We start from the raw sequence: 24992 nt of genomic DNA, 5'->3' as shown, positions 1-24992 counted from the left end.
TCCATGATCCTCGAACATGCGTTGCTGCAGGTGAAGCCAGGACTCGAAGGTGAGTTCGAGCAGGCGATGCGGGACGCGCTGCCGCTGATCCGGGCGACACCCGGCTTCATCCGGATCGCGGTCAAGCCCTGCATCGAGACCCGAGGCAAATATCTGCTGCTGGTCGAGTGGGAAACGCTCGAAGCCCATACACAAGGCTTCCGCGGCTCGGATCGTTATCTCGAATGGAAGCGGCGGCTGCATCATTTCTACGAGCCGTTTCCGCTGGTCGAGCATTATGGCGAGGCGATCGCTAGAGCCCTTCCCGTTCCGATCGAATCGTTCCGATTCGATCGGAACGGGAAAAAGGGCTCGTAAACATGTGATCTGGAGCGCTTCCTTATCGCCAAAGTCGAGCAACTTTGGCGGGAAGCGCTCTGGATGACCTATTCCTGGCGGAAGGCCCGCAGGAGCTGATCCGACAGCGGCTTCAGCAAATAAGAGGCGACGGTCCGCTCTTCGGTCGCGATGAAGGTCTCCACCGGCATGCCGGGCAGGAGCTTGACCATGCCCAACCTGCGGAGCTGATCGGCTGAGATGTCGATGCGCGCCGTGTAATAGCTGATGCCCGTCCGCGCGTCTTCCGACACGTCGGCCGAAACCCGCACCAGCCGGCCATCGATCTCAGGCGTCGTCTGCTGATTGAAGTTCGAGAAGCGCAAGGCAACCTTCTGTCCGATCTGGATCCGGTCGACTTCTCTGGGGGCAATTCTGGCGTCCACCGCCAATGCCGTGGCAGAGGGAACGATCAGCAGCAGCGGCTCGGCCGCCTGCACGACGCCGCCAACCGTGTGCACGGCGAGCTCATGGACAATGCCGGATTGCGGCGCGCGGATCTCGAGCCGGTCGAGCTGGTCGCGGGCGGCGGTCTTGCGTTCCTGAAGCTCGGCGAGCCTGGTCCTGAGCTCGGCGAGCTGCGCCCCCACTTCGGCGCGCAGCTTCTGGTCGATCTGGATGATCTCCAGCTCCATCTCGGCGATCTTGCCTCTCGCTTCAGCGGTGCCGGCGACGAGCTGGGCGCGTTCGCCTTCGAGGCGCGCCGCGGTGCGTTGGATGTCGGTCAGACGCGATAGCGTCATCAGGCCCTTCTGGTAGAGCTGCTGCGTGCCGGCCAGCTCCTTGGCGATCAGGGACAGTTCCTGCTCCTTGGCGGCGGCTTGCGCGGTAAGGCCTTCCACTTCCTTGCCGAGCTGGGCGATCCGCTCACGCAAGAGCCGCTTCTGACCCGTACGCTCGGCCTTGCGCAAGTCGAACAGCTTCCGCTCGCCGGCGAGGATCTTCGCCAGTCCCGGCTCCTGAGCGCGCTCCGTGAGCTCCGCCGGGAAGGCGAATTCGTCATCCCCTTCGCTCTCCGCTTCGAGGCGCGCCTTTCGGGTCGCCAGCTCATCGATGCCGCCCAATATGATGTCGAGGCTGGCGCGCGCCTGGGTGCCGTCGAGCGCGATCAGAAGGTCGCCCGCCGTGACCGTGTCGCCTTCCTTTACCAGCAGCTCCTTTACGACGCCGCCGGTCGGATGCTGCACTTTCTTGACGTTGTTCTCGACGACGAGAGTACCCGGCGCGATGACGGCTCCGGCCAGTTTGCTCACCATCGCCCAGCTGCCCATTCCGCCCAACAGAAGGGCTACGACCGCCAGGCCAAGCGTAATGTGCCGGCGTATCGAGGGATCGCCTTCAGGGCGCTGAACAGGCGACGTCAAGTTCTGCCTCCCGCAATGGCAATCGGCGCCGGCCGGCGGGCCTGCTGCAGCACATCGGCCTTGGGTCCGAAGGCCTGAACGCGGCCTTCGGCCAGCACCAGCAGCTTGTCGACCGCCGCGAGGACGTTAGGGCGATGCGCGATGACGATGACGATGCCTGAACGCGCCCGGATGTCCATGATAGCGCGCGTGAGGGCCTCTTCTCCGTCGGAGTCGAGATTTGAATTCGGCTCGTCGAGCACGACAAGAAAGGGGTTGCGATACAAAGCGCGGGCCAGTCCCAGCCGCTGCCGCTGCCCGGCGGACAGGAGAAAGCCGCCCTCGCCGATACGCGTCTGATAGCCGGCGGCAAATCCCAGTATCATCTCGTGCACACCGGCAGCCTTTGCCGCCGCGATGATGTCCTCGGCGGATGCGTCGGGCGCGAAGCGCGAGATATTCTCCGCCATGGTGCCGTCGAAGAGCTGGGCTTCCTGTGGCAGATAACCGATATTGTCGCCGAGTGTCTGCGACGGCCAGAGTTTCAGAGCGGCGCTGTCGAGGCAGATCTTGCCGTTCGCCAAGGGCCAGATGCCGACAAGCGCGCGCGCGAGCGAGGACTTGCCCGACGCGCTGGGACCGATGATGCCGAGCGCCGTGCCCGCCGAAAGTGTGAAGCTCGCATCGTTGATCACACGATGGGCCGCTCCGGGCGGGGAAATGCTCGCATTCTCGACGGAGAGATGGGACTTCGGCCAGGGCAGGGAAAGCTGCAAGGCGTGTGTCGGCGTGTCGGCGAGCGCCAGATCGAGCCGCCGCGCGCCCTGCCGCGCGGCCTGGAAACCACGCCAGTTCGCGATCGCAAGCTCGACGGGCGCCAGAGCCCGGGCGCTGAGGATCGAGCCCGCGATGATGATGCCCGCGGTCGCCTGTCCATAGATGACGAGATAGGCGCCGACGGCGAGCACGGCCGACTGCAGCAGCATGCGCAGCGCCTTCGACAGTGCGCCAAAACCTCCGCTGATGTCGTGCGTTTGTTCCTGGGCCTTGAGGAAGCGGAGATTCAACGCCTCCCATCTTGCCAGGAGCTGCTGTTTCATCGCCATCGCCGCGACGGCTTCGGCGTTCTGCTTGCAGGCTTGCGTCCAGGCGTCCCGCCCGGTGGCGGAAAGCGTGGCCTCAGCCGCCGGTTTGCGCGTCAATATTTCGGTGACGAGCGTCAAGGTGAGCAGAATGAGCGCGCCGATGCTGACGGTGACGCCGATCCAGAAATGCAGGGCAAAACAGAAGACCAGATAGGCCGGTATCCAGGGAAGATCGAAGAGGGACAATAATCCGCCGCCGGAGATGAAGGAGCGGATCTGGTCGAGATCGCGGGGCGACAGCCGCCGGTCGCCGCTATGCCCTGAGGCCAGGGGAAGATGCAGGACGGCATCAAACAGACGGGGGCTGAGCGACCGGGTGAAGGAATTGCCGACGCGGACGAGGATCCGCGACCGGATGACGTCCAAGAGCGCCTGTGCGCCGAAAAGCGCGGAGGCAAGAATGGCGAGCGCCACCAGGGTCGGCACGCTGCCGCTCGGCAGGACGCGGTCATAGACCTCGAGCATGAACAGCGCGCCCGTCAGCATGAGAATGTTGATGATGCCGCTGAAGATGGCGAGCCACAGAAATGTGCTCTTGAAGCGCGAAAAGGCCTGGCGCAACTCGGAGGCGGGAGGGGCCATCAGCTTGAGCATGGGGGTCTCGACTTGTCGCCGTCGGGAGTCGATTAATTGCGATCAGCCGGCGATCATAGGGCGCAACGCTGCACGATCGGTTAATGGCGCCGTTCTATTTCTTCATGTCGCCCAAAATATACAGCCATCGATCAGGACGGGCCGGGAAGCGGCGCAGAGTGGGTGGCGGGCGCCTGGGGGACCGGGCGAAATTCGAGCGGCGGCGCCGTCCAGTCGAAGGGCGCCTTGGGCAGCTCGGGGACGCAGACGGTGGTCAGCGCCTGCCCGTCGGCATTGCGGATCTCGAAAACGATGCCGGGCCGTTCCAGGCTTGCGCATTCCACCCAGCGATCTATGGGAATCCAGTCATACATGTGCGTCGGCCGCTCGTTTCATCAGGTGAAGAGGAAACCCTTGTCCCAAGTGCCCGACCAGCCATGGGAGGCGAGCCAGCCCATGGGCTGGTCATCATAAGAGGGCAGCGGCAGGAGATCCAAATGGGGCTCGGCTGCCTTGTTCGTGGCAACGGTATTCGCCGCGGTCGGAGACAGCAGGCTGTCGTTGAACTGCATGAGCTCGATGCCGACCAGCGTATCTTTCCCATCGGGGGAGCCCGCGCGGAGATCGGTCACCGTCCACGAGCCGTTGCTGTTCTTGACCCAGCTATAGTCGGCCGCCTTGCCCGTGAACACGACCGTGTCCGTGCCGCTGCCGCCGTCGAGATAGTCGGCGCCCGCACCGCCGATCAGCGTGTCATTGCCGCCAGACCCATAAAGCTTGTCGGCGCCGGCGCCGCCCGTCAGAACATTGGCCGAGCCATTTCCGGTGAGGGTGTCGGCAAAATCGCTGCCGGTCAGGTTCTCGATGCCGGCAAAGACGTCTTGATAGGCATCGCCCCGGTTGGCCGAGCTGGAGCTCAGATTGGCGATCACGGCGGCGGTGGCATTGGCGTAGCTGGCCGTATCGATGCCCGCGCCGCCATCCAGCCTGTCGCCGCCCGTACCGCCGATCAGGAGATCATTGCCGTCGCCGCCGTAAAGCTTGTCATTGCCGGTGCCGCCATCGAGCGTGTCCGCTCCGGCATAACCATAGAGCGTGTCGGCGCCCGCGAGGCCGGAGATGGTGTCATTCAAGGCGGCGCCCTGGAGCGTGTTGTTGGCCGAGGTGCCGGTGAGAGTCAGCCCGACCGGAGAGGGGTCGACCGGCGGTGTCGGTGGTGTCGACGTGGTCGTCAATATGTCCGCCAGCGTGTATTGCTTGTCGCTGAACTGGAACTGCTCGATATTGCGGAGAATGTCCGTTCCGTCGGGAGAGCCGCTGCGCAAGTCCGCGATACTGAATGAGCCGTCGCTCAGCTGGGTCACCTGATATTGCGAACGCAGCCCGCTGAAGACGGCGGTATCGGTGCCATCGCCACCCAGCAGCGTGTCATTGCCGGCATCGCCGGTGAGCCGGTCATTGCCAGCGCCGCCATCGAGGACGTTGTTCGCGACATTGCCGATGAGGATGTCGCTCGCCGAGCCGCCGATGGCGTTTTCGATCAGCGAACGCAGGTCGCCATTATAGAGGAGGCTGTTGGCGACATTGCCCGCGGCGACCTTCGATCCGTCGTAATGGAGAAGCGCCAGCTGCGCCGCCGCGGCCGTCGACCACTGTCCCGGCCGCAGGTCGACGGTGACGTTCGTCGCGTAGTTCGAGAAATCATAAGTATCGGTTCCGCCACCGTCCCAGACGGTGAGGAATATCTTGTTGACGGCGGGCGTGCCCTGGCCGGCTCCGTTGACGAACATCTCGCCGGTCGTCGTGCTCCAGGTATAGGTCGTGTTGCCGCTGTTGGTGGTGAAATTGGCGCCATACATCTTCTGCAGCGCGGCGATGTCGTACATCATCAGCGACTGCGGATAGTTGCCATAGGGATTCGTATAGCCGCCGCTCGTCGACTGGCCGGTATAGGAGCGATAGCTCATGATCGAATATTCGAGCGAGTCCCGGTCGAGCGGCATCGCGCCAAACGCGCCTGACGTCTCGTGGGGATGCTTCAATCCCAGGCCATGACCCAGTTCGTGAATGAACGAGGCATAGGCATAAGTGCCGATGACCGGATTGTCGTAATAGTTCTTCGAATTGTTGAACCAGGCATCGCCGCCCTCGGCCATGGTGGTGGGAAAGTAGGCCCAGGCCGTGCCCGGCTTGTCCGACTCCGCCAGCCTGAAATCGGCATGCTGAGTGGAGGTCTCGGTGATCTCCTGGAAAGTGATGTTGGCGACGGCGGAATAGTCGGCGAGTATCGCGCGGACCGCCGCCATCTGCACGGGGTTCAGCGCCTCGAAATTGGAGAGCGGCTCACCGGAACCATAACCGGAGCCATAGAAGGACGCGCTCGATGGGAAGCTGTAGGTGAAACTGTTTACCACCCATTTGGTCCCGGACAGTACACCGTCGACATAGGCATTGCCGGTCGAGGTAATCGTGCTCGTGGCAGGCATCCGCTACATTCTCCCTCGGGCGAAGCGGGGGCCGTCAGCTGGCCGCAAATATCACTTCGCTGATGGGATGCTTATCCGGACCCGCTATCGCTTGCCTTAAAGTAAAATCTAAAATTGTAAAAAGAGTCCGAAAGCAGCGCATCAGGGTAAACGGGACTAGTCGCCTGACGGCGACATCAGCGTGCGCCCTCGTCGGCCATGACGGGATCGCGCGCGCCTTCCGGCCAGAGCAGGTCCTCGGCCGGAAAAGATCTGGCGAGAAGGCGGCGGGCCGTGAAGCCCGCCTCGCGGTCGAGCGCATTGATGATGGCGAGGCGGAAGCCGCCGGGCGGAGCGGCATGATCTTCCGCAGGCTTCGTCTCATGGAAAGTGATCTGCACGCTCGACACGCCGGGAAGGCCACGCACCGCCTTGACGGCCTCGGGCGCCGGATGACGATAGCGCCGGCCATGACGGCCGAACAGCACCACGGAATAACCGTCGCGCCGTTCACCTTCGTCCGGGAAATGCCAGCGCTTCTCGGCATAGAGCCGGACCAGCGCCTCGACCCAGCCTTTGCCATAGAGATCGGGCCATTGATCGGCGAAGCGCAGATGCGCGTCGATGATGCGGCCGCCGATCGTCTCGACATTGAGCATGCCGGTATAGAGAGCGAGATGCTCGCCCGCCCACTTGCGGATATAGGCCTCGAGCTCGGGCCGCGTCGCGGCATGAACGGTCCAATAGTTGAACATGCCCTGCGCCAAGGGCGTGCCGGTCGTGTGGCGCAGCCAGCGGATCTCGCCTTTCACGATGGCGCAATCGGTCGATACATGCTCGCCGGTCAGAAGCGCTGTCCAGAAATGGCCGGGCGTGTAGCCGTCTTCATATTCCGCAAGCGTATGGAAGGGGCCACTCGCGACGCCCATGCCTTTCATATTGACGATGGGTTTGGAGAAGACCGGAAAGCGCTTCGGCGTGACGCCATGCGGACCGCAATCGAGGCCCTGGCTCTCGGCCACGCGCAATTTGTCATAGATCCAATTCTCGTGCGGATTCCACGCCCAGGCGTCGCAATCCTCGGTCGGGATCAGCACGTCGGCCGGGCAGGGGACTTTCTCGAAATACTGCAGTCGCCAGGGGTCTGCTTCACAGACGGGCATCGAAGGGCTCTGCGCTTGGTTGCTGGATGAGGGAAGACCTAACCCAGTCTGCTGTCAATATCAGTCAGCAGCATGTTGACGGTATTACCGCGTCGGGGAAAGCAACGCGGCCTATGCAACGCCGAGCGGATGCACGGAATTGATATGGACAAACACCGGCCATCGGTTATAGTTCCCGTCATTCCATATCGGCAATACTGCCGACAAATCACGGCTTGAAAGCCCCCATCAGCAGATCCAACGGATCTCGGTGGGGGCTTTTTGTTTTCGCATGTGGGCTCTCGTCTTCATGCGCGTGGCTGCTTCGTGCCTGACCAGAAAAACAAACTCGAGGGAATGCTCATGTCGGACAATCAGGAAAGCTATCGGACCGCCTCGCTCACCCAGCTCGAAGCCGAGGCCGATCATATATTGGGGGAGGAATACGAACACTCGCCCGTGCCGGCGCAAGCGCGGCGAAGCCTGTTCTCGGTCACCATGGTGTGGATCGGCTTCCCGATGATCATCACCGGGGCGATGACCGGATCGATCCTGGTGCTCGGCATGGGGTTCGCCGACGCGCTCAAGGCCATGATCATCGGAAACCTGATCATGTTCTGCTATGTCGGGCTTCTGGGCCTGCTCGGCACCCAGAAGGGCATGAACTTCGCCTTGCTCGCCAGCATCGTCTTCGGGCGCAAGGGCTACATGCTGGCCTCGGGGCTTCTGTCGACGCTGCTGCTCGGCTGGTATGCGGTGCAGACCGGCATCACCGGCGCGCTGATCAGCTCGACCTATGATCTGAACTATGTGGCGATGACCGTCATCGCCGGGCTCCTTTATGTCGGCATCACCTTTGTCGGCGTGCGCGGGCTGCACTGGATCGGCGTCGTCTCGGTGCCGCTCTTCGTCATTCTCGGACTGTGGGTGGCGGCGGATGCCGCCAGCACCACGAGCTGGAGCGCCATCATGGCGTATCCGGGCAACAATGGCGTCGCGACGATGTCGATGGGCGTCGGCCTGACCGTCGTCCTCGCTCTCTTCATCGACGCCGGCACGGTGACGGCCGACTTCAACCGCTGGGCGGCGGACCGCAAGAGCTCGCTGATCTCGACTTTCAGCGCCTTTCCCTTCGCCAATCTGGTCGCCATGCTGGTCGGCGGCGTGATGACGGCGGCGCTCGCCGTGCCGAACGCCAATCCCTTCGGCGTCGACAACATGTTCGGCTATATGAACGGCAAGCAGATGGCATGGCTGAGCCTGCTCGCCTTCATCTTCCTCTACTGCAATCTGGGCTCGGTCTGTGCCCACTGCCTCTATAATGCGGCAACCGGCTGGTCGCGCATTCTCGGCAGCAATATGCGCCTGATGGCGATCGTCCTCGGCGCCATCGGCATCCTGGTGGCGGCCGGCAATATCTGGGCCTTCTTCATCGAATGGCTGTCGCTGCTCGGCATCCTGGTGCCGCCGATCGGCGCCATCATCCTCATCGACCAGTATGTGACGCGCAAGAACTCGGTCACGACGGTCGACTGGCGGGCGCCGGCCTTCATCGCCTGGGCCGCCGGATCGGCGGTGGCGCTGCTGGTGGAGTTCAAGGCACCGCACTGGTCGACGGCGATCTCGGCCTTCGTCGTCGCGGCGATCGCCTATTTCATCCTGTCGAAGGTGATGCGCGAAGCCTGAGACGTCCGGCAATTCAGCAAGACAAAGGGAGGCCGGGCAAACGGCCTCCCTGATCCATCAGGGAGAGAAGAACTCATGCCTAACGATTATGCGATCTATGACGCGGGCACGGTCGTCCTGCAATCGGGCGCGGCGCTGCGAGACTGCAAGCTCGCTTATAAGACCTTCGGCAAGCTCAATGCGAAGAAGGACAATGTGGTCGTCTATCCGACCTGGTATTCGGGCCAGCATTACGACAATGAGTGGCTCGTCGGCGCCGGTATGGCGCTCGACCCCGACAAATATTTCATCATCATCCCGAACATGCTGGGCAACGGCCTCTCATCCTCGCCGAGCAACATGCCGGAGCCCTATAATGCGTCACGCTTCCCGCAGGTGACGCCCTACGACAATGTCCGGCTGCAGCATCGGCTGGTGCATGACGAGCTCGGCATCGAGCGCGTCAAGCTCGTCATCGGCTGGTCGATGGGTGCGCTGCAGACCTTCCATTGGGGCTGCCTTTATCCCGAGATGGTCGAGCGCATCCTGCCGTTCTGCGGCTCGGCCAAATGCTCGCGGCATAATTTCGTCTTCCTCGAAGGTGTGAAAGCGGCGCTGACGGCGGACGCCGCCTGGAACAATGGCTGGTACAAGGAGAAGCCGGCCCGCGGCCTCCGGGCGATGGCGCGTGTCTATGCCGGCTGGGGTTTTTCGCAGACATTCTATCGCGAGGAACTCGACCTCAAGGTGCTGGGCTTTTCCTCGCTCGAGGATTTCCTGGTCGCTTTCTGGGAAGGCTTTTTCCTGCCCAAGGACGCCAACAACCTGCTCACCATGCTGTGGACCTGGCAGAATGGCGATATCAGCCGGAACGAGGTCTTCAAGGGCGATTTCCACAAGGCGCTGGGGGCCATCAAGGCGCTGGCCTATGTGATGCCCGGCCAGACCGATCTCTATTTTCCGCCGGAGGACAGCGCCATCGAGGTCAAGCATATGCCACGCGCAAAGCTGATCCCAATGCCGTCGATCTGGGGGCATTTCGCCGGCGGACCCGGCACCAATCCGGAAGATGTCAAATTCCTCGACCGGCATGTCCAAGCACTTCTGGACACGCCGGTGTAAGGGCATCGGGTCTGATGCTCAGTCCCAGGTCATGAAGGAGCGGCCGTATTTTCCGCAGATCGGCGGGGTGCGGCCATAGATCTGGTAATAGGCCAGGCAGTCGTCGGTCCAGCCGGCATTGGGCTCGCCCGGCCGGGGCGCGCGGAAGTTTTTCTTCACGCGCGGCTCGGCGGTCTTCTTTTTCTGGACGGGCTTTTTCTTCTTCTTGACGGTCTGGTTGGTGGCGGCCTGAGCGGTGTCAGAGAAGACCGGAAGTGCGGCGGGCATGAAAGCCGCCAGCATCGCGCAGACGATCAGATGACGGAAAGCCATGATCCAATCTCCTAATAGAGCGCGCCGGCCTTGTGAGGCCGGCACGCCAGATGAGAGTCAAATCAACGGCTTATGACCGTTACTTGATCTCCCAGGTGATGTTCACATCGGCGGCAACGACCTGCTCGCCCTCGGCGATCGGAACATTGCCGGCCGAATCCTGGCGCACCGCCTTGCCGTAGAATACGGGCTGCGGCGGCTGGAAGTTGCCTTCGCTCACCGACATGACCTGGCCGACGGTCAGGCCCATGGTCGCGGCATAAAGCTTGGCCTTGCGCTCCGCATCGGCGACAGCGAGCTTGCGGGCTTCATCCCTGAGCTTCTCGTCATCGGCAATGGCGAAGCCGACGCCGTTGATCTGGTTCGAGCCTTCGCTCACCATCGTGTCGAGCACCGCGCCCAGGCTGTCGAGCTTGCGCACCGACACCGAGACCATGTTGGAGACATCATAGCCTACTACGACCGGCGGCTTCTGATTATTCTGGTCATATTGATAACGCGGATTGACTGAGAAATTCGAGGTCTGGATGTCCTTGCCCTCGATGCCGGCGCCCTGGAGTGCCGCGAAGATCTTCTGCATCGCCTTGGTGTTCTCGGTCAGCGCCTCGCGCGCGGTGGCGGCCTGCGACATGACGCCGACATTGACGATTGCCATATCGGGCTTGGACCTCACCTCGCCGTGGCCGTTGAGGGAAATGACGCGCGGCATGGTCTTGGACTCCTGAGCTAGGGAAGGGGTGGCGAGAGCGGCGGCGGCTGCGATTCCGGTGAGACCCAGTGCAGCGAGCGAGCGACGATCCATGGACGAAAAAACTCCTGGTGGAAACAGGTTCATCACATGGGGAGCGATTGCGGCAGTGCTGTGGCGGTAAAAAAATGTTACGCGGCAGCGACAGCCTTGATCGTCGCCTTGCCGATAAACTGGCCGTGATCGTAGCCTTGCCAAGGATCGGACTTTAACCTTTTCAACCGTTTGGCCATGGAAACAGTGTCGAAGGCATTTGCACCGTCCAGACGGGCAAGCTCTTTCCAGCTGACAGGGGCGGCGACCGGTGCGCCCGTGCGGGCGCGGGGCGAATAAGGGGCGACCGCCGTGGCGCCGCGCTCATTGCGCAGCCAGTCGATGAAGATGCGATTCTTGCGCTTGGCCTTGCTGGCGGTGGCGAGGAAGCGATCGGGCTCACGCGCGGCAAAGCCCTGCGCGATGGCTTGCGCGAAGGTCTTGACCTCGTCCCAGCTGTTACGTCCCGAAAGCGGGGCGATGACATGGATGCCCTTGCCGCCGGTCAGCATGGCGAAGCTGTCGAGATCGGCGGCGGCGAGGACGTCATGCAGATCGCCGGCCGCGGTCCTGACCTCGGCGAAAGGAACGCTTTCATCCGGATCGAGATCGAAGACGAGACGGTCGGGATGTTCGAGATCGTCCTTGGGCGCGCCCCAGAGATGAAGCTCCAGCGCGCCGATCTGCGCCGCGCCGACGAGGCCGGCGATGTCGTCAATATAGAGATAGTCGGCCTTGCCGCCGTCCTTCTCGCGGATGCTGACGGTCTTGAATCCCTTGGGCATGCGGGCGCTCAGATGTTTCTGATAGAAGCATTTGTCGCCGATGCCGTCCGGGCAGCGCACCAGGCTCAATGGATGGTTCGCGGCATGGCGCAGGAAAGGCTCGGCAATGGCGGCCAGGTATTCGGCGAGCTGGCGCTTGGTGAGCCCGACTTCGGGATAAAGCACCTTATCGGGATGGGTGAGGGTGACTCCCGCCACGACGGCGTTCTGTTCGGTCATGACTTTATCTCCGCTCTGTCCGCTCCGGTCACATCGCGCGCCCGCTTGTCGGCGCGCAGGCCCAGAAAGACGGGATGGCGCAGAATGCCATCGCGGGTTCTCTCGGTGAAGGCGATCTCGGCGACGAGGTCGGGCTTCACCCAGCGGGCACGGCCGCGAATGGCGCGCGGGACATCGAGGAAAGGCGATTTCTCCGTCGCGCGCGCTTTGAGCTTGGCGCCGAGCGACCGCAGGATCGCCTCGTCATAACCGGTGCCGACGCGGCCCCGATAAATGAGGCGGCCACCCTTGTCATATTCGCCCACGAGCAGCGAGGCGAAGCTGCGGCCCTTCTTGTCGGAGGGACGAAAGCCGCCAATGACGAATTCCGAGCGGCCGAGGCATTTGCTCTTGATCCAGCTCAGCGCGCGACGCGACACGTAAGGGCTCGTCTTGTCCTTGGAGACCAGACCTTCGACACCCAGGCGGCAGGCCTCGCGCAGAACCTTGTCGCTGTCGCCGGTGATGTGATCGCCGTAGGAGAGCGGCGCCGCCATCCTGCCGAAAAGAGACTTCAGCCGCTTCTTGCGCTCGCTCAAGGGCAACCGGCGCAGATCCTCGCCATCGAGGATCAAAAGGTCGAAGACGATGTAGCGCAAGGCTGCATCATCGCCCTCCGACAGAGCCTGCTGGAGCGCCGAAAAGCTGGTGCGGCCTGTTGCGCCGAAGACGACCACTTCGCCGTCGATCAGGGCCTGCGCTTTCAGCTTGCGCAAAGCCTTGGCGATGGAAGTGAATTTTCGGGTCCAGTCCTGGCCGCTGCGGGTGTAGAGGCGAATCTCGTCGCCGGCGACCGCCGCGATGATGCGATAGCCGTCATATTTGATTTCATGAATCCATTGCTTGCCCTCGGGCGGCTGCTCTTTCAGGTAAGCGAGCTGTGGCGCGATGAAGGGAGGAAGGGATGCGTCCCGCCGGTTACCGGTCTTGCGTTTCGCCTTGCCGGCGATACCGGCCATGCTGCGTTTCGTCCTGACGCTGGTCTGCCAGGCCTCGATGGGATCGAGCTTCGCATCCGCCTCGTCATCGCGCTGCTTGATCAGCAGCCAGTTCTCGCGCTTGCTGCCGTTGCGGTCCTTGCGCATGCGCACCAAGGCGAAGCCGCCTTTGAGCCGCTGGCCATGCAGAGTGAAGCTGAGCTTGCCTTTGCGCAGGCCCTCATGCGGATCACCTTCCGGCTCCCAGGTGCCTTCATCCCACAACATCACGGTGCCGCCGCCATATTGGCCCTCGGGGATGGTGCCTTCGAAGCCGCCATAATCGAGCGGGTGATCCTCGACCCGCACGGCCAGACGCTTTTCTTCCGGATCGAGGCTTGGGCCCTTGGTGACCGCCCAGCTCTTCAGCACCCCGTCGAGCTCGAGGCGGAAGTCGAAATGCAGGCGGGTGGCGTCGTGCTTCTGGATGACGAAGGAATATCCCTGGCGGCGGCCGACGCGGCCACGCGGCTCGGAGGTCGCCTTGAAATCGCGCTTGCGGTGATAGATACGGAGCGTGTCGGCCTGGGCGGTGGGCATGGCTAGCGGCGCGCCTTCTTCCTGGGCGCCGGTTTGCGTGGCTTGGGTGCCGCGGCGCTCTTGCCGCCGATGCTCTTTTTTAACGCGTCCATCAGGTCGATGACATTGTCGCCCTTGGGCCGCGGCGTTTCATCTTCCTCCACATCGGTGACCTTGCCGCGCTTGCGTTTCTCGGCGACGAGCGCCTTGAGGGCATCGCCATAGTGGTCCTTGAAGGCGGCGGGCTTGAAGGGGCCGGATTTGCGCTCGATCAGCTCGGTCGCCAGCTCGATCATGTCCTTGGCCGGGCGTTTTGCCGGCACATGCGAGAAGGCCTTGTCGGATTTTTTCAGTTCATCGGCGTAGCGCAGGGTCTCAAGCAGCAGTCCGTCGCCGCAGGGCCGCACCGCCACGAGGTTTTCCTTGCCGCGCATGACCATCTGGCCGATGCCGGCTTTCTTCGCGGCTTTCAGCGCCTCGCGGATGACGACGTAACCCTCGGCCGAGACGTCGTCGGCCGGGGTCAGATAATAGGGGCGTTCGAAATAGCGCGGATCGATGTCGCAATAATCGACGAATTGCGAAAGCTCGATGCTGTGCTTGGTGGCGAGCTTGATCTTGTCGAGCTCTTCCGGCGTCAGGATGACATGCTTGCCGGAGCCGAGCTCGAAGCCCTTGACGATGTTCTCGTCGGCGACCTTGCCCTTGCCGGGCACGATCTTTTCATAACGGATACGCTTGCCGGATTTCTTGTCGAGCTGATGCAGGCTCGGCCGCGCCGAAGCCTCCGTCGCCGCGTGCAATTCCACGGCGATGGTGACGAGGGAAAGCCGCAAATGTCCCTTCCATTGAGCGCGCATGTAAGGAAACGGCGGCGAGGGCGGTTGGTTCCCGACGGTTATCTGAAAGGCGGCTCGTCGAAGCTCCGGAGCTTGCGCGAATGGAGCTGCTTCAGCTCGCTGCGCAGGAGGTCGATGGCGGCGAGGCCGATCATCATGTGCTCGCCGACGGCGCGGTCGTAGAAGGCGTTGGCCGCGCCGGGCAGTTTGATCTCGCCATGCAGCGGCTTGTCGGAGACGCAGAGCAGGGTGCCATAGGGCACGCGCAGGCGATAGCCTTGCGCGGCGATGGTGCCCGATTCCATGTCGACGGCGATGGCGCGCGACAGGTTGATGCGGCGGCGTTCCTGCGACCAGCGCAGCTCCCAGTTGCGGTCGTCATTGGTGACGACGGTGCCGGTGCGCAGCCGCGCTTTGAGCTGCTCGCCGCGCTCGCCGGTCACCTTGGCGGCGGCTTCCTGCAGCGCCACCTGCACCTCGGCCAGCGCCGGGATGGGAATATCGGGCGGCACGGCGCCGTCGAGGATGCGGTCCTGGCGGAAATAAGCATGCGCCAGCACATAGTCGCCGATGCGCTGCGACTGGCGCAGGCCGCCGCAATGGCCGATCATCAGCCAGCAATGCGGGCGCAATACCGCCAGATGGTCGGTGATGTTCTTGGCGTTGGAGGAGCCGACGCCGATATTGACGAGGGTGACGCCGCCCTGGCCGTCGCGGCGCAGGAGATGGTAGCCCGGCATCTGGAAACGATGCCACGGCGAGGAGGTGATGGCGGTGTCGCAATCCTCGACCGCCAGACCGTCGCGCCCGATCATGATGCCGCCGGGCAGGACGAGCGCGTCATAGGGGCCGTTGGCGCGTATCTGCTCGATGCCCCAGGTGACGAACTGGTCGACATAGCGGTGATAGTTGGTGAGCAGGATCCAGGGCTGCACATGGCGCCAGTTGGTGCCGGTATAGTGAACGATGCGCTTCAGCGAATAGTCGGTGCGGGTGGCGTCGAACAATGCGAGCGGCATCGGCTCGCCTTTGGGCGGCGTCCACAAGCCGTCGGCGATCTCGTCGCCGATGGCGGACAGCGCCGGGGCCGGGAAGTGGCGCGCCAGCTCGGCGGCCGAGACATTGTCGCGGCCGAGCTCGTCGCCCTGATCGAGCACGTAAGGGTAGGGAATGTCCTGGTTGCCGCGGCCGACCGAGATGGTGGTCGGATAGTCGGCGACGAGAAGGCGCAACTGCTCGACGAGATAGTCCCGGAAGGCGCGCGGCTGGGTGATGGTCGTTGCATAGATGCCGGGGCTCTCGAATTTGGCATAAGCGCGTGCCAGCGAGGGCTGGGCCTGGCCCGAGCCATAGACAAGGCGCAGTTCGGGATAGCGGAAGCGGGCGCGTTCCTTGGAGGAGGGCGGAATGCTCTGGGTGAAGAACCGGTCGAGCGCCTGGCGCAGGGAATCCACCGCATCCTCATGCAGCGCGATCAGGCGCTCCACGGCGGTTTCGGGCGTCAAGGTCTCGGTGTCGGGGCGGTCCGGGCGGTTCATAAGCACTCCTTTGCGGAGGTGCTATAGCACGGGTTCGGGGGCTGCCACAGGCTGGGGGCTGACCCTTACAATAAAGAATGGCATTCGGTAGTCTGCCTTAAGGAAACGTTTCGGAGATTTCGTCATGAGGCTGATTTAGGGGCGCGCCGTGGACTGGTATCTGCACAAGCAGGCAATCGGACGGCTTGGACCGCTTCTTATGGTGGCCTCACTCTTCTGGCTTTCTCGCAGCTTATTTCTATTTCGATCCGCTGGCTGCGCTCGGCATCACACGGGCGTCGAAGGCTTCATGGGGCGCGCTTCCAAATGCAGCCCTTCTCAGGGCGGCCGTGACCACCAGCATCTCGTCGAGTGGCCCAGCTCTAGGGATGTATTTTGTACTCTATTGGCGGGCGCGCCGGGGCGAACGTATTGCACCCGCGCCCTGGCCAATGTACCTGCTCACGGTTGGGGGAATAATCGCGGGCGCTTCCGTCTATGTGTTCTTGAGGTACTTGCCGTCAGCCTAGGGAAGGCGCGCCATTTGACGGCCGCAAGAGACTCACCATAGCGTCAGCCAACCTTCATCATCCTCTTGTTTATTCTGGTAGAAGTGATGGGGCGGACCGCAGCCCGGCAAAAGCTTGAGGTAAAACCATGCTCGAACGAACGATCAAGCTCCAGAAGCTCGAGGTCCTCATCATCGATGAGGAACTGGCGGTGCCGAAAAGCGTCGGCGGGCGGGCCGTGCGCGCGCTGGCGGACGAGCTCACCTCGCGCGATATCGAGGTCGTCGAGGCGGCGAGCTATCATGACGGCCGCTCGGTGTTCCTCTCGGATGCTTCGATCGATGCGATCCTGATCGACTGGACGACACGCGAGGGCAAGGACAAGAAGAGCCGCGCCGAGGCCTTGGACCTGCTCCGAACCATCCGCAGCCGCAACGCCACCGTGCCGATCATGCTGATGGCCGACCAGGCGGCCCGGGACGACCTGACGGTCGAGGTGATGCAGCTCACCGATGAATATGTGTGGCTCCATGCCGACACCATTCCCTTCATCGCCAGCCGCGTGATGGCGGCGATCCAACGCTATCAGCGCAATATCCTGCCGCCCTTCAACCGGGCGCTTCTCAGCTACATGAATCTTGCCGAATATTCCTGGGCGGCCCCCGGCCACCAGGGCGGCGTCGCCTTCACCAAGACACCGGCGGGGCGCATCTTCTTCGACTTCTTTGGCGAGAATCTGTTCCGCGCCGATACCGGTATCGAGCGCGGCGGGCTCGGCTCGCTGCTCGAGCATTCAGGGCCGATCGGCGAGGCGGAAGCCTATGCGGCGCGCGTCTTCGGCGCACATCGCAGCTATTCCGGCCTCACCGGCACGTCCGGCGCCAACCGCACCATTTTCGCCGCCGCGGTCGGTGACGGCCAGTTCGCGCTGTGCGACCGCAATTGCCACAAGTCGATCGAGCAGGGGCTGATCCTGTCGGGCGGCATCCCGGCCTTCCTGGTGCCGACCCGCAACCGCTATGGCATCATCGGCCCGATCCTGCCGGAGGAATTCGAGCCCAAGGCCATCCGCGCCAAGCTCGCCGCGCATCCGTTGCGGTCGCATGCGGTGAAGCCCGATCCCGTCTATGCGGTCGTCACCAATTCCACCTATGACGGGCTGTGCTACGATTCCGCCCATGTCGAGGCGCTGCTCGGCAAGACCGTCGACCGCATTCATCTCGACGAAGCCTGGTTCGGCTATGCCCGCTTCAACCCGATTTATGAAAACCGCTTCGCCATGCGCGGCGATCCCAAGGCGCACAAAGAGAGTGATCCGACGGTCTTTTCGACGCAGTCGACGCATAAGCTGCTCGCGGCGCTGTCGCAGTCGTCCTACATCCACATCCGCGACGGGCGCAATCCGATCGAGCACAGCCGCTTCAATGTAAGCTACATGGCGCAGACGACGACCTCGCCGCTTTATGCGCTCATCGCCTCCAACGAGATCGGCGCCTCGATGATGGACGGTCCGAGCGGCAAGGCGCTCACCGATGAGGTGATCGAGGAGGCCGTCAGCTTCCGCCAGACCCTGGCGCGCGCGCATCGCGAATTCGCCCGCAAGAAGGACTGGTTCTTCTGGCCGTGGAACGCGCCCAAGGTGAAGGACCCGAAGACGGGCAAGAACGTCACCTTCGCCGATGCCGACCTGCAGCAGCTCATCACCGATCCCGAATGCTGGGTGCTCCATCCGGGCGAGAAATGGCACGGTTTCGACGGTCTTCCGGACGGCTGGTGCATGCTCGACCCGATCAAGGTCGGCATTGTCTGTCCGGGCATGGGCGATGACGGCGAGATGCAGGCGAGCGGCATACCGGCGCCGGTGCTGTCGGCCTATCTCCATCATTTCGGCAACATCCCGTCCCGCACCACCGATCACATGGTGCTTTGCCTGTTCTCGATCGGCATCACCAAGGGCAAATGGGGCACGCTGATGAGCGTGCTGCTCGACTTCAAGGATGATTACGACGCCAACCGTCCGCTGGTCGAATGCCTGCCGGACCTCGTCGCGGAAGCGCCGCGCGTCTATGGCGGGATGGGCCTCAGGGATCTCGCCGACAAGATGTTCCGGCATATGAAGGAAAGCCGCGCGGGCCAGCTGCAGGCGCAGGCCTTCTGCGTGCTGCCCGAGCCGCAGATGCTGCCGCGCCGCGCCAATGGCATGCTGATGGCGGGGGAGGCGGAATTGCTGCCCGTCGAGGAGCTTGCCAACCGCGTCGCCGGCGTCGGCATCATTCCCTATCCGCCGGGCATTCCGATCGTCCTGCCGGGCGAGAATTTCGGACCGGCCGACGGGCCGTGGCTCTCTTATATCCGCGCGCTGGAGGACTGGGGCCAGACCTTCCCGGGCTTCGAGAAGGAAGTGGAAGGCACGGTCGTCGTCGACGGCGCCTATCAGGCCTGGGCCATCAAGGAATAAGAGCCGCGACGGTCGGGTTGTTGTGATATTAACACAAGCCCCTCTGATCTGACTTGCCGCAACTCATAGAGGCGCCGTGTTCGAATTCCGGAGCGCAAGGGCTTTGATCCATTTTTGAACTATTTGATCCATTTTTTATCTTGATAACATGAAATGAAATATGTATTTGCTTTTGCTGTCGGCCGGCGGGAGGCGGGTACAGGAGCGGAGGTGATGCCTTGTCCCTTGATTCTGAATTTTTTTCTTCAGTTTATGAAATCTGATTGACAATGATATTTTTTCTACATCACTATCCCCTGGTCAGGGAGCAGCGCGGCCAAGGCTGCGGCAATTAGAAGAGGGGTGCCATGAGCGATGCCATCACTGCGGTCTGGGCCGCGATCGACGCCGATCCGAATTATGTGGTCGAGCTTACGTCCGAACTGGTGCGCATCCCCTCGGTCAATCCGAAATTCGAGCAGACGGCCGGCCTCAATGAAGAGGCGGCGGTCCAGGGCGTCATCGACAAACGCCTGAAGGCGGAAGGCTTTGCGACCGAGCAGTGGGACGTGTTTCCCGGCCGGCCCAATCTGGTCGCCAACTGGGACGGCAGCGAAGACAAGAGCTTCATCCTGTGCGGCCATATCGACGTCGTGCCGACCGGCGATGGCGCCGGCTGGGCGCGCAAACCCTTCAGCGGCGAGATCGCCGATGGCCGCGTCTGGGGCCGGGGCGCCGTCGATATGAAAGGCGGGGTCGCCGCCTGCATGGCCGCGGCGCATGCCATCCGCAAAGCCGGCATCAAGCTCGACGGGCGCCTGTCGATCCATACCGTGGTCGATGAAGAGGCCGGCGGCTTCGGCGCCATGGATGCGGTGAAGCGCGGCAAGCTCGCCAAGCGGGCGCTGATCGCCGAGCCGACCTGGGGCAATGTCGTGCCCGCGGAAGGCGGCCTGACCTGGGTCCGGGTCACGATCTTCGGCAAGGCGGCGCATGCCGGCTGGCGCTTCAACTCGATCTTTCCGCAGCCGCATGTGGCGGGCCGCCTCGAGCCCGGCGTCAATGCCATCGAGCTCGCCAACCGGTTTCTCAGCGCGCTGCGCGACTTCGAAATGTCACGCTGCCGCAACACCTGGCATCCCTTGGTGCCGGCCGGCCTCGCCACCATCAATCCGGGTGTCATCCGCGGCGGCGCCGGTCTCGGGCCCGACGGCAATCCGCTGATCATGAGCAATGCGGCGATCATTCCGGACGTGGTGACCATCGATCTCGACTACAAGTTCCTGCCCAACGAGAAATTCGAGGACGTCAAAGCCGAGTTCGAGAGCTTCGTCCATCATTTCGCCGCCGCCGATGCGTGGATGCGCGACAATCCGCCGAAGATCCTGTGGGATCTCTTCGATCTCAACTTCCCGCCGCTGAACACGCCGGTCGACCATCCGCTGGTGAAGTCGGTCGTCGCCCATGCGACGTCCGTGCAGGCCAAGGCGCCCGAGGTGAAGGGCTTCGAGGCGGTGACGGATGCCGCCCATTATGCCGGCGCCGGCGTGGTGCCGGTGATCTACGGGCCGTCGGGCGACGGTTTCCACGGCAAGAACGAATGCGTCGACATACCGAGCCTCATCGAGACGACCAAGGTGATCGCCGCCACCGTGATCGATAATTGCGGCACACGCTGACAACACACAAACATACAGGGAGAAACAACATGTCTGCCAGGAAGGGCCTATTGGGCGCGGTCAGCGCTCTCGTCCTCGGGGTAATGGTTCAGTCGGCGCTCGCCGATGTCGTCAAGATCGGCGTGCTGGCGCCGGTCACCGGCAAGCAGGCCGCCGACGGCGAGGATATGGTGCGCGGCGCCAAGCTCGCGGTCGAAGACCTCAACAAGGCCGGCGGCGTCAATGGCGACACGTTCGAGGTCGTGGTCGGCGATATCGGCGACGCCAGCGCCGATGCGGTGGCCACCGCCGCCGAGCGCCTGCTCGGCGACAAGGCGGTAGGCGCCATCGTGACCGGTTATGCCTCGACCACCAATTTCGAGATCGAAATGATGGCCGAGCAGGAAATGGTCTATCTGATCGCCGGCAATTCGGCGCAGACCGCCGGGATCATTTCGCCCAATCCTGAGAATTTCGGCACCGTGTGGTCGCTGACGCCGTCCTATGATGGCTACAATACCGAGATCGTGCCGGCCATCGACAAGCTCGTCGCCGACGGCCAGCTCAAGCTGCCGAACAAGAAGGTGGCGATGATCGCCTCCGACAATCCCTATTCGAAGGGCATCGCCGAGGGCATGACCAAGGCCTTCGAAGCGGCCGGCTGGCAGATCACCCAGAACGATCTCCTGCCGTTCGGCGAGATCAATGACTGGCGCGCCTTCCTGGCCAAGGTCCATCAGGATCCGCCGGCGCTCCTCATCAACACCGATTACGTGTCGGCCAATGCCGCGACCTTCATGACCCAGTTCATGGAGAACCCGACCAACAGCCTGGTGTTCATCCAATACGCGCCCTCGGTGCCGGAGTTTCTGACGCTGACCAAGGAGAAGTCATCGGGCGTCGTCTATAATCTTCTGGGCGGCGTGCTGCCGCGCGAGGCGAGCCCCCGCGCCGATGAGCTGCTCAAGAAATATGAAGCGGCCTATGGCAATGAGCCGGGCAGCTACGGGATCATGCTCTATGAAGAGGTGATGATCTATGCCGATGCGCTGAAGACCGTCGGTGATCCCGCGAAGCGCGCCGAGATCGGCGCCGCCATCGGCAAGACCGACAAGGTGACGGCGGTGGGCCGCGTGATGTTCGACCCCAAGACGCATCTGAGCGTCCAGGACAATGATCACGTGCCAATCCAGTTCTACCAGATCCTCGACGGCAAGCGGATCATGTTCTACCCGCCGCAATACAAGACTGGCGACTTCAAGCAGCCCTCCTGGATGAAGTGAACAGGTGAGCGAGCCCATACTCAAGACATCGCGGGTCTCGAAGTCCTTCGGCGGACTGAAAGCGATCCGCGATGTCTCCTTCGAAGTAGCGCCTGGCGAGATCTTCGGCATTGCCGGACCCAACGGGTCCGGTAAGAGCACGCTGTTCAACATCATCACCGGCATTCCCTTCGGGCCGAATGCCGGCGAGGTGTGGTTCAAGGGCAAGCGCATCGACGGCCAGCCGGCCTTCAAAATCGCCCGCATGGGGCTCAGCCGGACCTTCCAGAAGGATGCCGAATTCCCCGATCTCAGCGCCCGGGAGACGCTCGCGGTCAGCGCCGTCTTCTGCGGCGGCCTCGACCGGCGGCAAGCCGCGGAGCGCAGCGAGGAGGCCTTCGCACTGGTCGCCTTCGCTCCCCACCGGCGCGACATGGCGTCGGCGGGATTGTCGGTCTTCGAGAAGAAACAGCTGATGATCGCCTCGGCGCTGGTATCGAAGCCCGACATCCTGATGCTCGACGAGCCGGCCTCGGGGCTCACCAAGCCCGAGATCCAGGCGCTCGACACGCTTCTGCGCAACGTCAACGCCGCCGGCGTGACGATTCTTCTCATCGAACATGTGCTGACCTTGCTGATGTCGGTTTCGCAGCGGCTTCTCATCCTCAATCAAGGGCAGCAGCTGGCGGAAGGCGAGCCGCGCGCGGTGATGCGCCAACCCGACGTCATCGAAGCCTATCTCGGGAAACGCACGCAATGACCGCGCTTTTGAGCGTTGAGGGGATCAGCGCCGGCTATGGCGCCATCACCGTCCTGCGCGATCTCACCCTCCATGTCGGGCGCAACGAGTCGATCGGCCTGTTCGGGCCGAACGGACATGGCAAGACGACTTTGCTGCGGACCATATCGGGACTCTTGCGCGCGAGCGCGGGGCGCATCCATTTTGACGGCGCCGATATCAGCCGGCAACGTCCGGCGACGATCGTCAATGCCGGCCTCGTACATTCGCCGCAGGCCAATACGATGTTCGGCGACATGGCGATCGCCGAGACGCTCGAGCTTGCCGCCTTCGCGCCACGCGCCCGCGCAGGGGCTAAGCAGCGCATGGAGCAGGTTCTGACGCTGTTTCCGCGGCTCGCAGAGCGGCGCAAGCAGCTGGCGCGGACCTTGTCGGGTGGTGAACGGCAGATGCTGTCGATCGGTTGCGCGCTGATGTGCGATCCGCGCCTCCTGATGCTCGACGAGCCGACGCTCGGCCTGTCGCCGCGGCTCAAGGAAGAGCTGGCGGAAGCGGTCGGCGCCATTGCACGCAGCGGCGTGCCGCTCATCGTGGTCGAGCAGGATGTCGAATTCCTGCTGGCGCTGACCCAGCGCCTCTACATGATCGAACATGGCGCGGTGTCGCGCGAGATCGACCGCAATGACGGCTTGGACCATGGGCAAGTGATGCAGCTCTATTTCGGCCAAGGAGGCGAGGCATGAACTCGATCGTCGCAACCCTCGTCTCCGGTATCCTGCTCGGATCGCTCTATGCCCTGATGGCGAGTGGCCTCAGCGTGGTGTGGACGACGCTCGGGGTATTCAATTTCGCCCATGGCGCCTTGATGATGATCGGCGCCTATGCCGCCTGGACGGTGAGCGAGGGCATGGGGCTCGGGCTGCTGCCGGGCATCCTGGCCGGCGTTGCCACGGCTGCCTTGTGCGGCATCGTCATCGAATACCTGCTGATCCGGCCGTTCTACGGCACGCGGCACATGCTGCTCGTCACCGTGATGACGACGCTCGCCGCCCTGATCATCCTGGAAAAGGGCGCCCAGCTGATCTGGGGCGCCAAGCTCAAGCAGCTGCCGCGCCTCGTCACCGGCGATGTGTCGATCTTCGGCGCCACAATCTCCTGGCATGAGGCGATCATCATCCTGCTGGCGCCGATCGTGCTTCTGCTGCTGTGGCGCTTCACGGCGATGACCAATCGCGGGCGGTCGTTGCGCGCCGTCGGCCAGAACCAGGATGCGGCGGCGCTGATCGGCATCGATGTGCCCTATGCTTTCGCCATCGCCTTCGGCCTCGCGGCGGCGCTCGCCGGCCTCACCGGCGCGCTTCTCGGATCGATCCGCTTCATCACGCCGGTGATGGGATCGGAGCCTTTGGTGAAAGCGATGATCGTGGTGATCTTCGGCGGGCTCGGCAGTCTCGGCGCCACCGCCGGTGCGGCCTATGTCATCGGGCTCCTCGAAGCCTTTCTTATCCTGTGGATCGGGCTCTATTGGACGCCCTTCGCGCTGTTCCTCCTGATGATCGCGGTCCTCATCTTCCGGCCCAACGGCCTGTTCGGGAGGGCGTGATGACGTCTTCGCTGCGCCGCTTCGCACCTCTCCTTGCGCTCGCTTTGCTGCTTGTCGTGCCGTTCCTGGCGACCGACAGCTATACGCGCCATCTGTTCATCATCGCCTTCATCTACGCCATCGTCGCCGCCAACTGGAATTTGAGCCTCGGCTATTGCGGCGTGTTCAATTTCGGGCATCTCACCTTCTTCGGCGTCGGCGTCTATACGGCGGCGATCGCCGCCAAGACCTTCGGCATCACGCCCTGGCTCGCCATTCCGCTCGGCGGCATCACCGCGGCAGGGGCGGCGTTTCTCATCGCGGCACCGGTGGCCCGGCTCAAAGGCATCTATGTGGTGCTCGTCACCTTCGCCGTCAGCCAGCTCGCCATGCAGCTGGTGCTCAGCCAGTCGCAGATCACCGGCGGCGGCGAGGGCATGGTGCGCATTCCGTTTTTGCAGCTCGGCGACTACAGCTTCATCCGCGATTTCAAGTTCGGCTATTATTATGTCGCGCTGGGGCTTCTGGTGCTGTCGACGCTGTTCCTGCGTTTCGTGGTGCAGTCGCCTTTCGGCAAGGCGCTGCTGGCGGTGCGCGACGCGCAGGATTATTCGACCGCGCGCGGCATCTCGGTGTCGCGCCAGCGCATCCTCGTTCTGGTGCTGAGCGCCATCTTCACCGGCATCGCCGGCGGGTTCTACGCCATCTATCTGCGCGTCGCCTCGCCCGAGGTCTTCGGCTTCGGCACGATGTCGCTGGTCCTGTCGATGGTGCTGCTCGGCGGCGTCGGCACGCTTTATGGCCCGATCGCCGCGGCACTGGCGCTGACCTTCCTGACCGAGGCGCTGGCCGGCATCCAGGGCTTCGAGGAAGCCCGTTTCATCGTCGTCGCCGTCGTCATGGTGCTCATCCTGCGCCTCGCGCCGGGCGGCCTGGTGAGCCTGCTCGACCGGTTGCGCCCGTCGCGTCCGGCTTCCTGAACCGGCT

The 24992-nt window shown here is 63.2% G+C and carries 21 protein-coding genes; 10 read left to right on the top strand and 11 right to left on the bottom strand.

All coding sequences use genetic code 11. From position 1 onward, the window contains the following. Positions 1-3 precede the first annotated feature (3 nt). The gene (locus JHL16_RS13000; protein WP_200185268.1) at positions 4-357 is read left to right on the top strand and encodes an antibiotic biosynthesis monooxygenase family protein; all 354 of its coding nucleotides are present in this window, start codon (positions 4-6) and stop codon (positions 355-357) included. 68 nt (positions 358-425) lie between these two features. Here the strand turns inward: JHL16_RS13000 and JHL16_RS12995 are convergent, their stop codons facing one another. From JHL16_RS12995 to JHL16_RS12975, 5 genes are all read right to left on the bottom strand, one after another. Further along, positions 426-1739 (bottom strand): HlyD family type I secretion periplasmic adaptor subunit, encoded by a 1314-nt coding sequence (locus JHL16_RS12995; RefSeq protein ID WP_200185267.1) that lies wholly within the window; start codon positions 1737-1739, stop codon positions 426-428. Continuing rightward, positions 1736-3457 (bottom strand): type I secretion system permease/ATPase, encoded by a 1722-nt coding sequence (locus tag JHL16_RS12990; protein ID WP_200185266.1) that lies wholly within the window; start codon positions 3455-3457, stop codon positions 1736-1738. Before JHL16_RS12990 ends, JHL16_RS12995 begins: the two co-directional genes overlap by 4 nt. A 131-nt stretch (positions 3458-3588) precedes the next feature. Then, entirely contained in the window at positions 3589-3810 is a 222-nt protein-coding gene (locus JHL16_RS12985) for a hypothetical protein (protein WP_200185265.1), read from the bottom strand. A gap of 21 nt (positions 3811-3831) precedes the next feature. Then, positions 3832-5922: a M10 family metallopeptidase gene (locus JHL16_RS35235; RefSeq protein WP_200185264.1), complete on the bottom strand. Its 2091-nt coding sequence runs from the start codon at positions 5920-5922 to the stop codon at positions 3832-3834. A 176-nt stretch (positions 5923-6098) separates the two neighbouring features. Continuing rightward, the gene (locus JHL16_RS12975) at positions 6099-7064 is read right to left on the bottom strand and encodes a hypothetical protein (protein ID WP_200185263.1); all 966 of its coding nucleotides are present in this window, start codon (positions 7062-7064) and stop codon (positions 6099-6101) included. A gap of 342 nt (positions 7065-7406) precedes the next feature. On the opposite strand from JHL16_RS12975, the gene JHL16_RS12970 reads away from it, so the two are divergent. Further along, positions 7407-8729 carry a purine-cytosine permease family protein gene (locus tag JHL16_RS12970; protein WP_200185262.1) on the top strand — a complete coding sequence of 441 codons (1323 nt, stop codon included), beginning with the start codon at positions 7407-7409 and terminating at the stop codon, positions 8727-8729. A 75-nt stretch (positions 8730-8804) separates the two neighbouring features. Further along, positions 8805-9830 carry an alpha/beta fold hydrolase gene (locus JHL16_RS12965; protein ID WP_200185261.1) on the top strand — a complete coding sequence of 342 codons (1026 nt, stop codon included), beginning with the start codon at positions 8805-8807 and terminating at the stop codon, positions 9828-9830. 18 nt (positions 9831-9848) lie between these two features. On the opposite strand, the gene JHL16_RS12960 is transcribed toward JHL16_RS12965, so the two are convergent. The 6 genes from JHL16_RS12960 to JHL16_RS12940 all read right to left on the bottom strand — a co-directional run bounded on the left by JHL16_RS12960 (position 9849) and on the right by JHL16_RS12940 (position 15839). Continuing rightward, entirely contained in the window at positions 9849-10142 is a 294-nt protein-coding gene (locus tag JHL16_RS12960) for a hypothetical protein (RefSeq protein WP_200185260.1), read from the bottom strand. A gap of 79 nt (positions 10143-10221) precedes the next feature. Further along, the gene (locus JHL16_RS12955; protein WP_200185259.1) at positions 10222-10944 is read right to left on the bottom strand and encodes an SIMPL domain-containing protein; all 723 of its coding nucleotides are present in this window, start codon (positions 10942-10944) and stop codon (positions 10222-10224) included. Between the two features lie 77 nt (positions 10945-11021). Further along, complete coding sequence (gene ligD / locus JHL16_RS34965; protein ID WP_246770932.1) at positions 11022-11927, bottom strand: non-homologous end-joining DNA ligase; 906 nt, start codon at positions 11925-11927, stop codon at positions 11022-11024. After that, a complete protein-coding gene (gene ligD, locus JHL16_RS34960; protein ID WP_246770931.1) occupies positions 11924-13483 on the bottom strand; it encodes a non-homologous end-joining DNA ligase in 1560 nt (519 codons plus the stop codon). Before ligD (JHL16_RS34960) ends, ligD (JHL16_RS34965) begins: the two co-directional genes overlap by 4 nt. A 2-nt stretch (positions 13484-13485) precedes the next feature. After that, positions 13486-14322: a non-homologous end joining protein Ku gene (gene ku / locus JHL16_RS12945; protein WP_200185258.1), complete on the bottom strand. Its 837-nt coding sequence runs from the start codon at positions 14320-14322 to the stop codon at positions 13486-13488. A gap of 38 nt (positions 14323-14360) precedes the next feature. Continuing rightward, complete coding sequence (locus JHL16_RS12940; RefSeq protein WP_200185257.1) at positions 14361-15839, bottom strand: AMP nucleosidase; 1479 nt, start codon at positions 15837-15839, stop codon at positions 14361-14363. A gap of 636 nt (positions 15840-16475) precedes the next feature. On the opposite strand from JHL16_RS12940, the gene JHL16_RS12935 reads away from it, so the two are divergent. From JHL16_RS12935 to JHL16_RS12905, 7 genes are all read left to right on the top strand, one after another. Beyond that, positions 16476-18785: an Orn/Lys/Arg family decarboxylase gene (locus tag JHL16_RS12935; protein ID WP_200185256.1), complete on the top strand. Its 2310-nt coding sequence runs from the start codon at positions 16476-16478 to the stop codon at positions 18783-18785. 347 nt (positions 18786-19132) lie between these two features. Further along, positions 19133-20443, top strand: a complete 1311-nt coding sequence (locus JHL16_RS12930; RefSeq protein WP_200185255.1) for a M20 family metallopeptidase — start codon at positions 19133-19135, stop codon at positions 20441-20443. Positions 20444-20472: 29 nt separating this feature from the next. After that, complete coding sequence (locus JHL16_RS12925; RefSeq protein WP_200185254.1) at positions 20473-21705, top strand: ABC transporter substrate-binding protein; 1233 nt, start codon at positions 20473-20475, stop codon at positions 21703-21705. A gap of 4 nt (positions 21706-21709) precedes the next feature. Then, positions 21710-22444, top strand: coding sequence for an ATP-binding cassette domain-containing protein (locus tag JHL16_RS12920; protein WP_200185253.1), 735 nt, complete (start codon positions 21710-21712; stop codon positions 22442-22444). Beyond that, positions 22441-23166 carry an ABC transporter ATP-binding protein gene (locus JHL16_RS12915; RefSeq protein WP_200185252.1) on the top strand — a complete coding sequence of 242 codons (726 nt, stop codon included), beginning with the start codon at positions 22441-22443 and terminating at the stop codon, positions 23164-23166. Before JHL16_RS12920 ends, JHL16_RS12915 begins: the two co-directional genes overlap by 4 nt. After that, positions 23163-24026, top strand: coding sequence for a branched-chain amino acid ABC transporter permease (locus JHL16_RS12910; RefSeq protein WP_200185251.1), 864 nt, complete (start codon positions 23163-23165; stop codon positions 24024-24026). Before JHL16_RS12915 ends, JHL16_RS12910 begins: the two co-directional genes overlap by 4 nt. Then, complete coding sequence (locus JHL16_RS12905; RefSeq protein WP_200185250.1) at positions 24026-24985, top strand: branched-chain amino acid ABC transporter permease; 960 nt, start codon at positions 24026-24028, stop codon at positions 24983-24985. The genes JHL16_RS12910 and JHL16_RS12905 overlap by 1 nt, the downstream gene beginning before the upstream one ends. Positions 24986-24992: the final 7 nt, after the last annotated feature.

It is taken from the genome of Taklimakanibacter albus, assembly GCF_016595235.1.
GTDB classification, from domain to species: domain Bacteria; phylum Pseudomonadota; class Alphaproteobacteria; order Rhizobiales; family Aestuariivirgaceae; genus Taklimakanibacter; species Taklimakanibacter albus.
This window is presented reverse-complemented; position numbering and strand designations above follow the sequence as displayed.

Bases quoted from the DNA above. Each gene is read 5' to 3' on its own strand.
- JHL16_RS13000 (WP_200185268.1), top strand. From the start codon at position 4: ATGATCCTCGAACATGCGTTGCTGCAGGTGAAGCCAGGACTCGAAGGT.
- JHL16_RS12990 (WP_200185266.1), bottom strand. From the start codon at position 3,457: ATGCTCAAGCTGATGGCCCCTCCCGCCTCCGAGTTGCGCCAGGCCTTT.
- JHL16_RS12985 (WP_200185265.1), bottom strand. From the start codon at position 3,810: ATGTATGACTGGATTCCCATAGATCGCTGGGTGGAATGCGCAAGCCTG.
- JHL16_RS35235 (WP_200185264.1), bottom strand. From the start codon at position 5,922: ATGCCTGCCACGAGCACGATTACCTCGACCGGCAATGCCTATGTCGAC.
- JHL16_RS12975 (WP_200185263.1), bottom strand. From the start codon at position 7,064: ATGCCCGTCTGTGAAGCAGACCCCTGGCGACTGCAGTATTTCGAGAAA.
- JHL16_RS12970 (WP_200185262.1), top strand. From the start codon at position 7,407: ATGTCGGACAATCAGGAAAGCTATCGGACCGCCTCGCTCACCCAGCTC.
- JHL16_RS12965 (WP_200185261.1), top strand. From the start codon at position 8,805: ATGCCTAACGATTATGCGATCTATGACGCGGGCACGGTCGTCCTGCAA.
- JHL16_RS12960 (WP_200185260.1), bottom strand. From the start codon at position 10,142: ATGGCTTTCCGTCATCTGATCGTCTGCGCGATGCTGGCGGCTTTCATG.
- JHL16_RS12955 (WP_200185259.1), bottom strand. From the start codon at position 10,944: ATGGATCGTCGCTCGCTCGCTGCACTGGGTCTCACCGGAATCGCAGCC.
- ligD (WP_246770932.1), bottom strand. From the start codon at position 11,927: ATGACCGAACAGAACGCCGTCGTGGCGGGAGTCACCCTCACCCATCCC.
- ligD (WP_246770931.1), bottom strand. From the start codon at position 13,483: ATGCCCACCGCCCAGGCCGACACGCTCCGTATCTATCACCGCAAGCGC.
- ku (WP_200185258.1), bottom strand. From the start codon at position 14,322: ATGCGCGCTCAATGGAAGGGACATTTGCGGCTTTCCCTCGTCACCATC.
- JHL16_RS12940 (WP_200185257.1), bottom strand. From the start codon at position 15,839: ATGAACCGCCCGGACCGCCCCGACACCGAGACCTTGACGCCCGAAACC.
- JHL16_RS12935 (WP_200185256.1), top strand. From the start codon at position 16,476: ATGCTCGAACGAACGATCAAGCTCCAGAAGCTCGAGGTCCTCATCATC.
- JHL16_RS12930 (WP_200185255.1), top strand. From the start codon at position 19,133: ATGAGCGATGCCATCACTGCGGTCTGGGCCGCGATCGACGCCGATCCG.
- JHL16_RS12925 (WP_200185254.1), top strand. From the start codon at position 20,473: ATGTCTGCCAGGAAGGGCCTATTGGGCGCGGTCAGCGCTCTCGTCCTC.
- JHL16_RS12915 (WP_200185252.1), top strand. From the start codon at position 22,441: ATGACCGCGCTTTTGAGCGTTGAGGGGATCAGCGCCGGCTATGGCGCC.
- JHL16_RS12910 (WP_200185251.1), top strand. From the start codon at position 23,163: ATGAACTCGATCGTCGCAACCCTCGTCTCCGGTATCCTGCTCGGATCG.
- JHL16_RS12905 (WP_200185250.1), top strand. From the start codon at position 24,026: ATGACGTCTTCGCTGCGCCGCTTCGCACCTCTCCTTGCGCTCGCTTTG.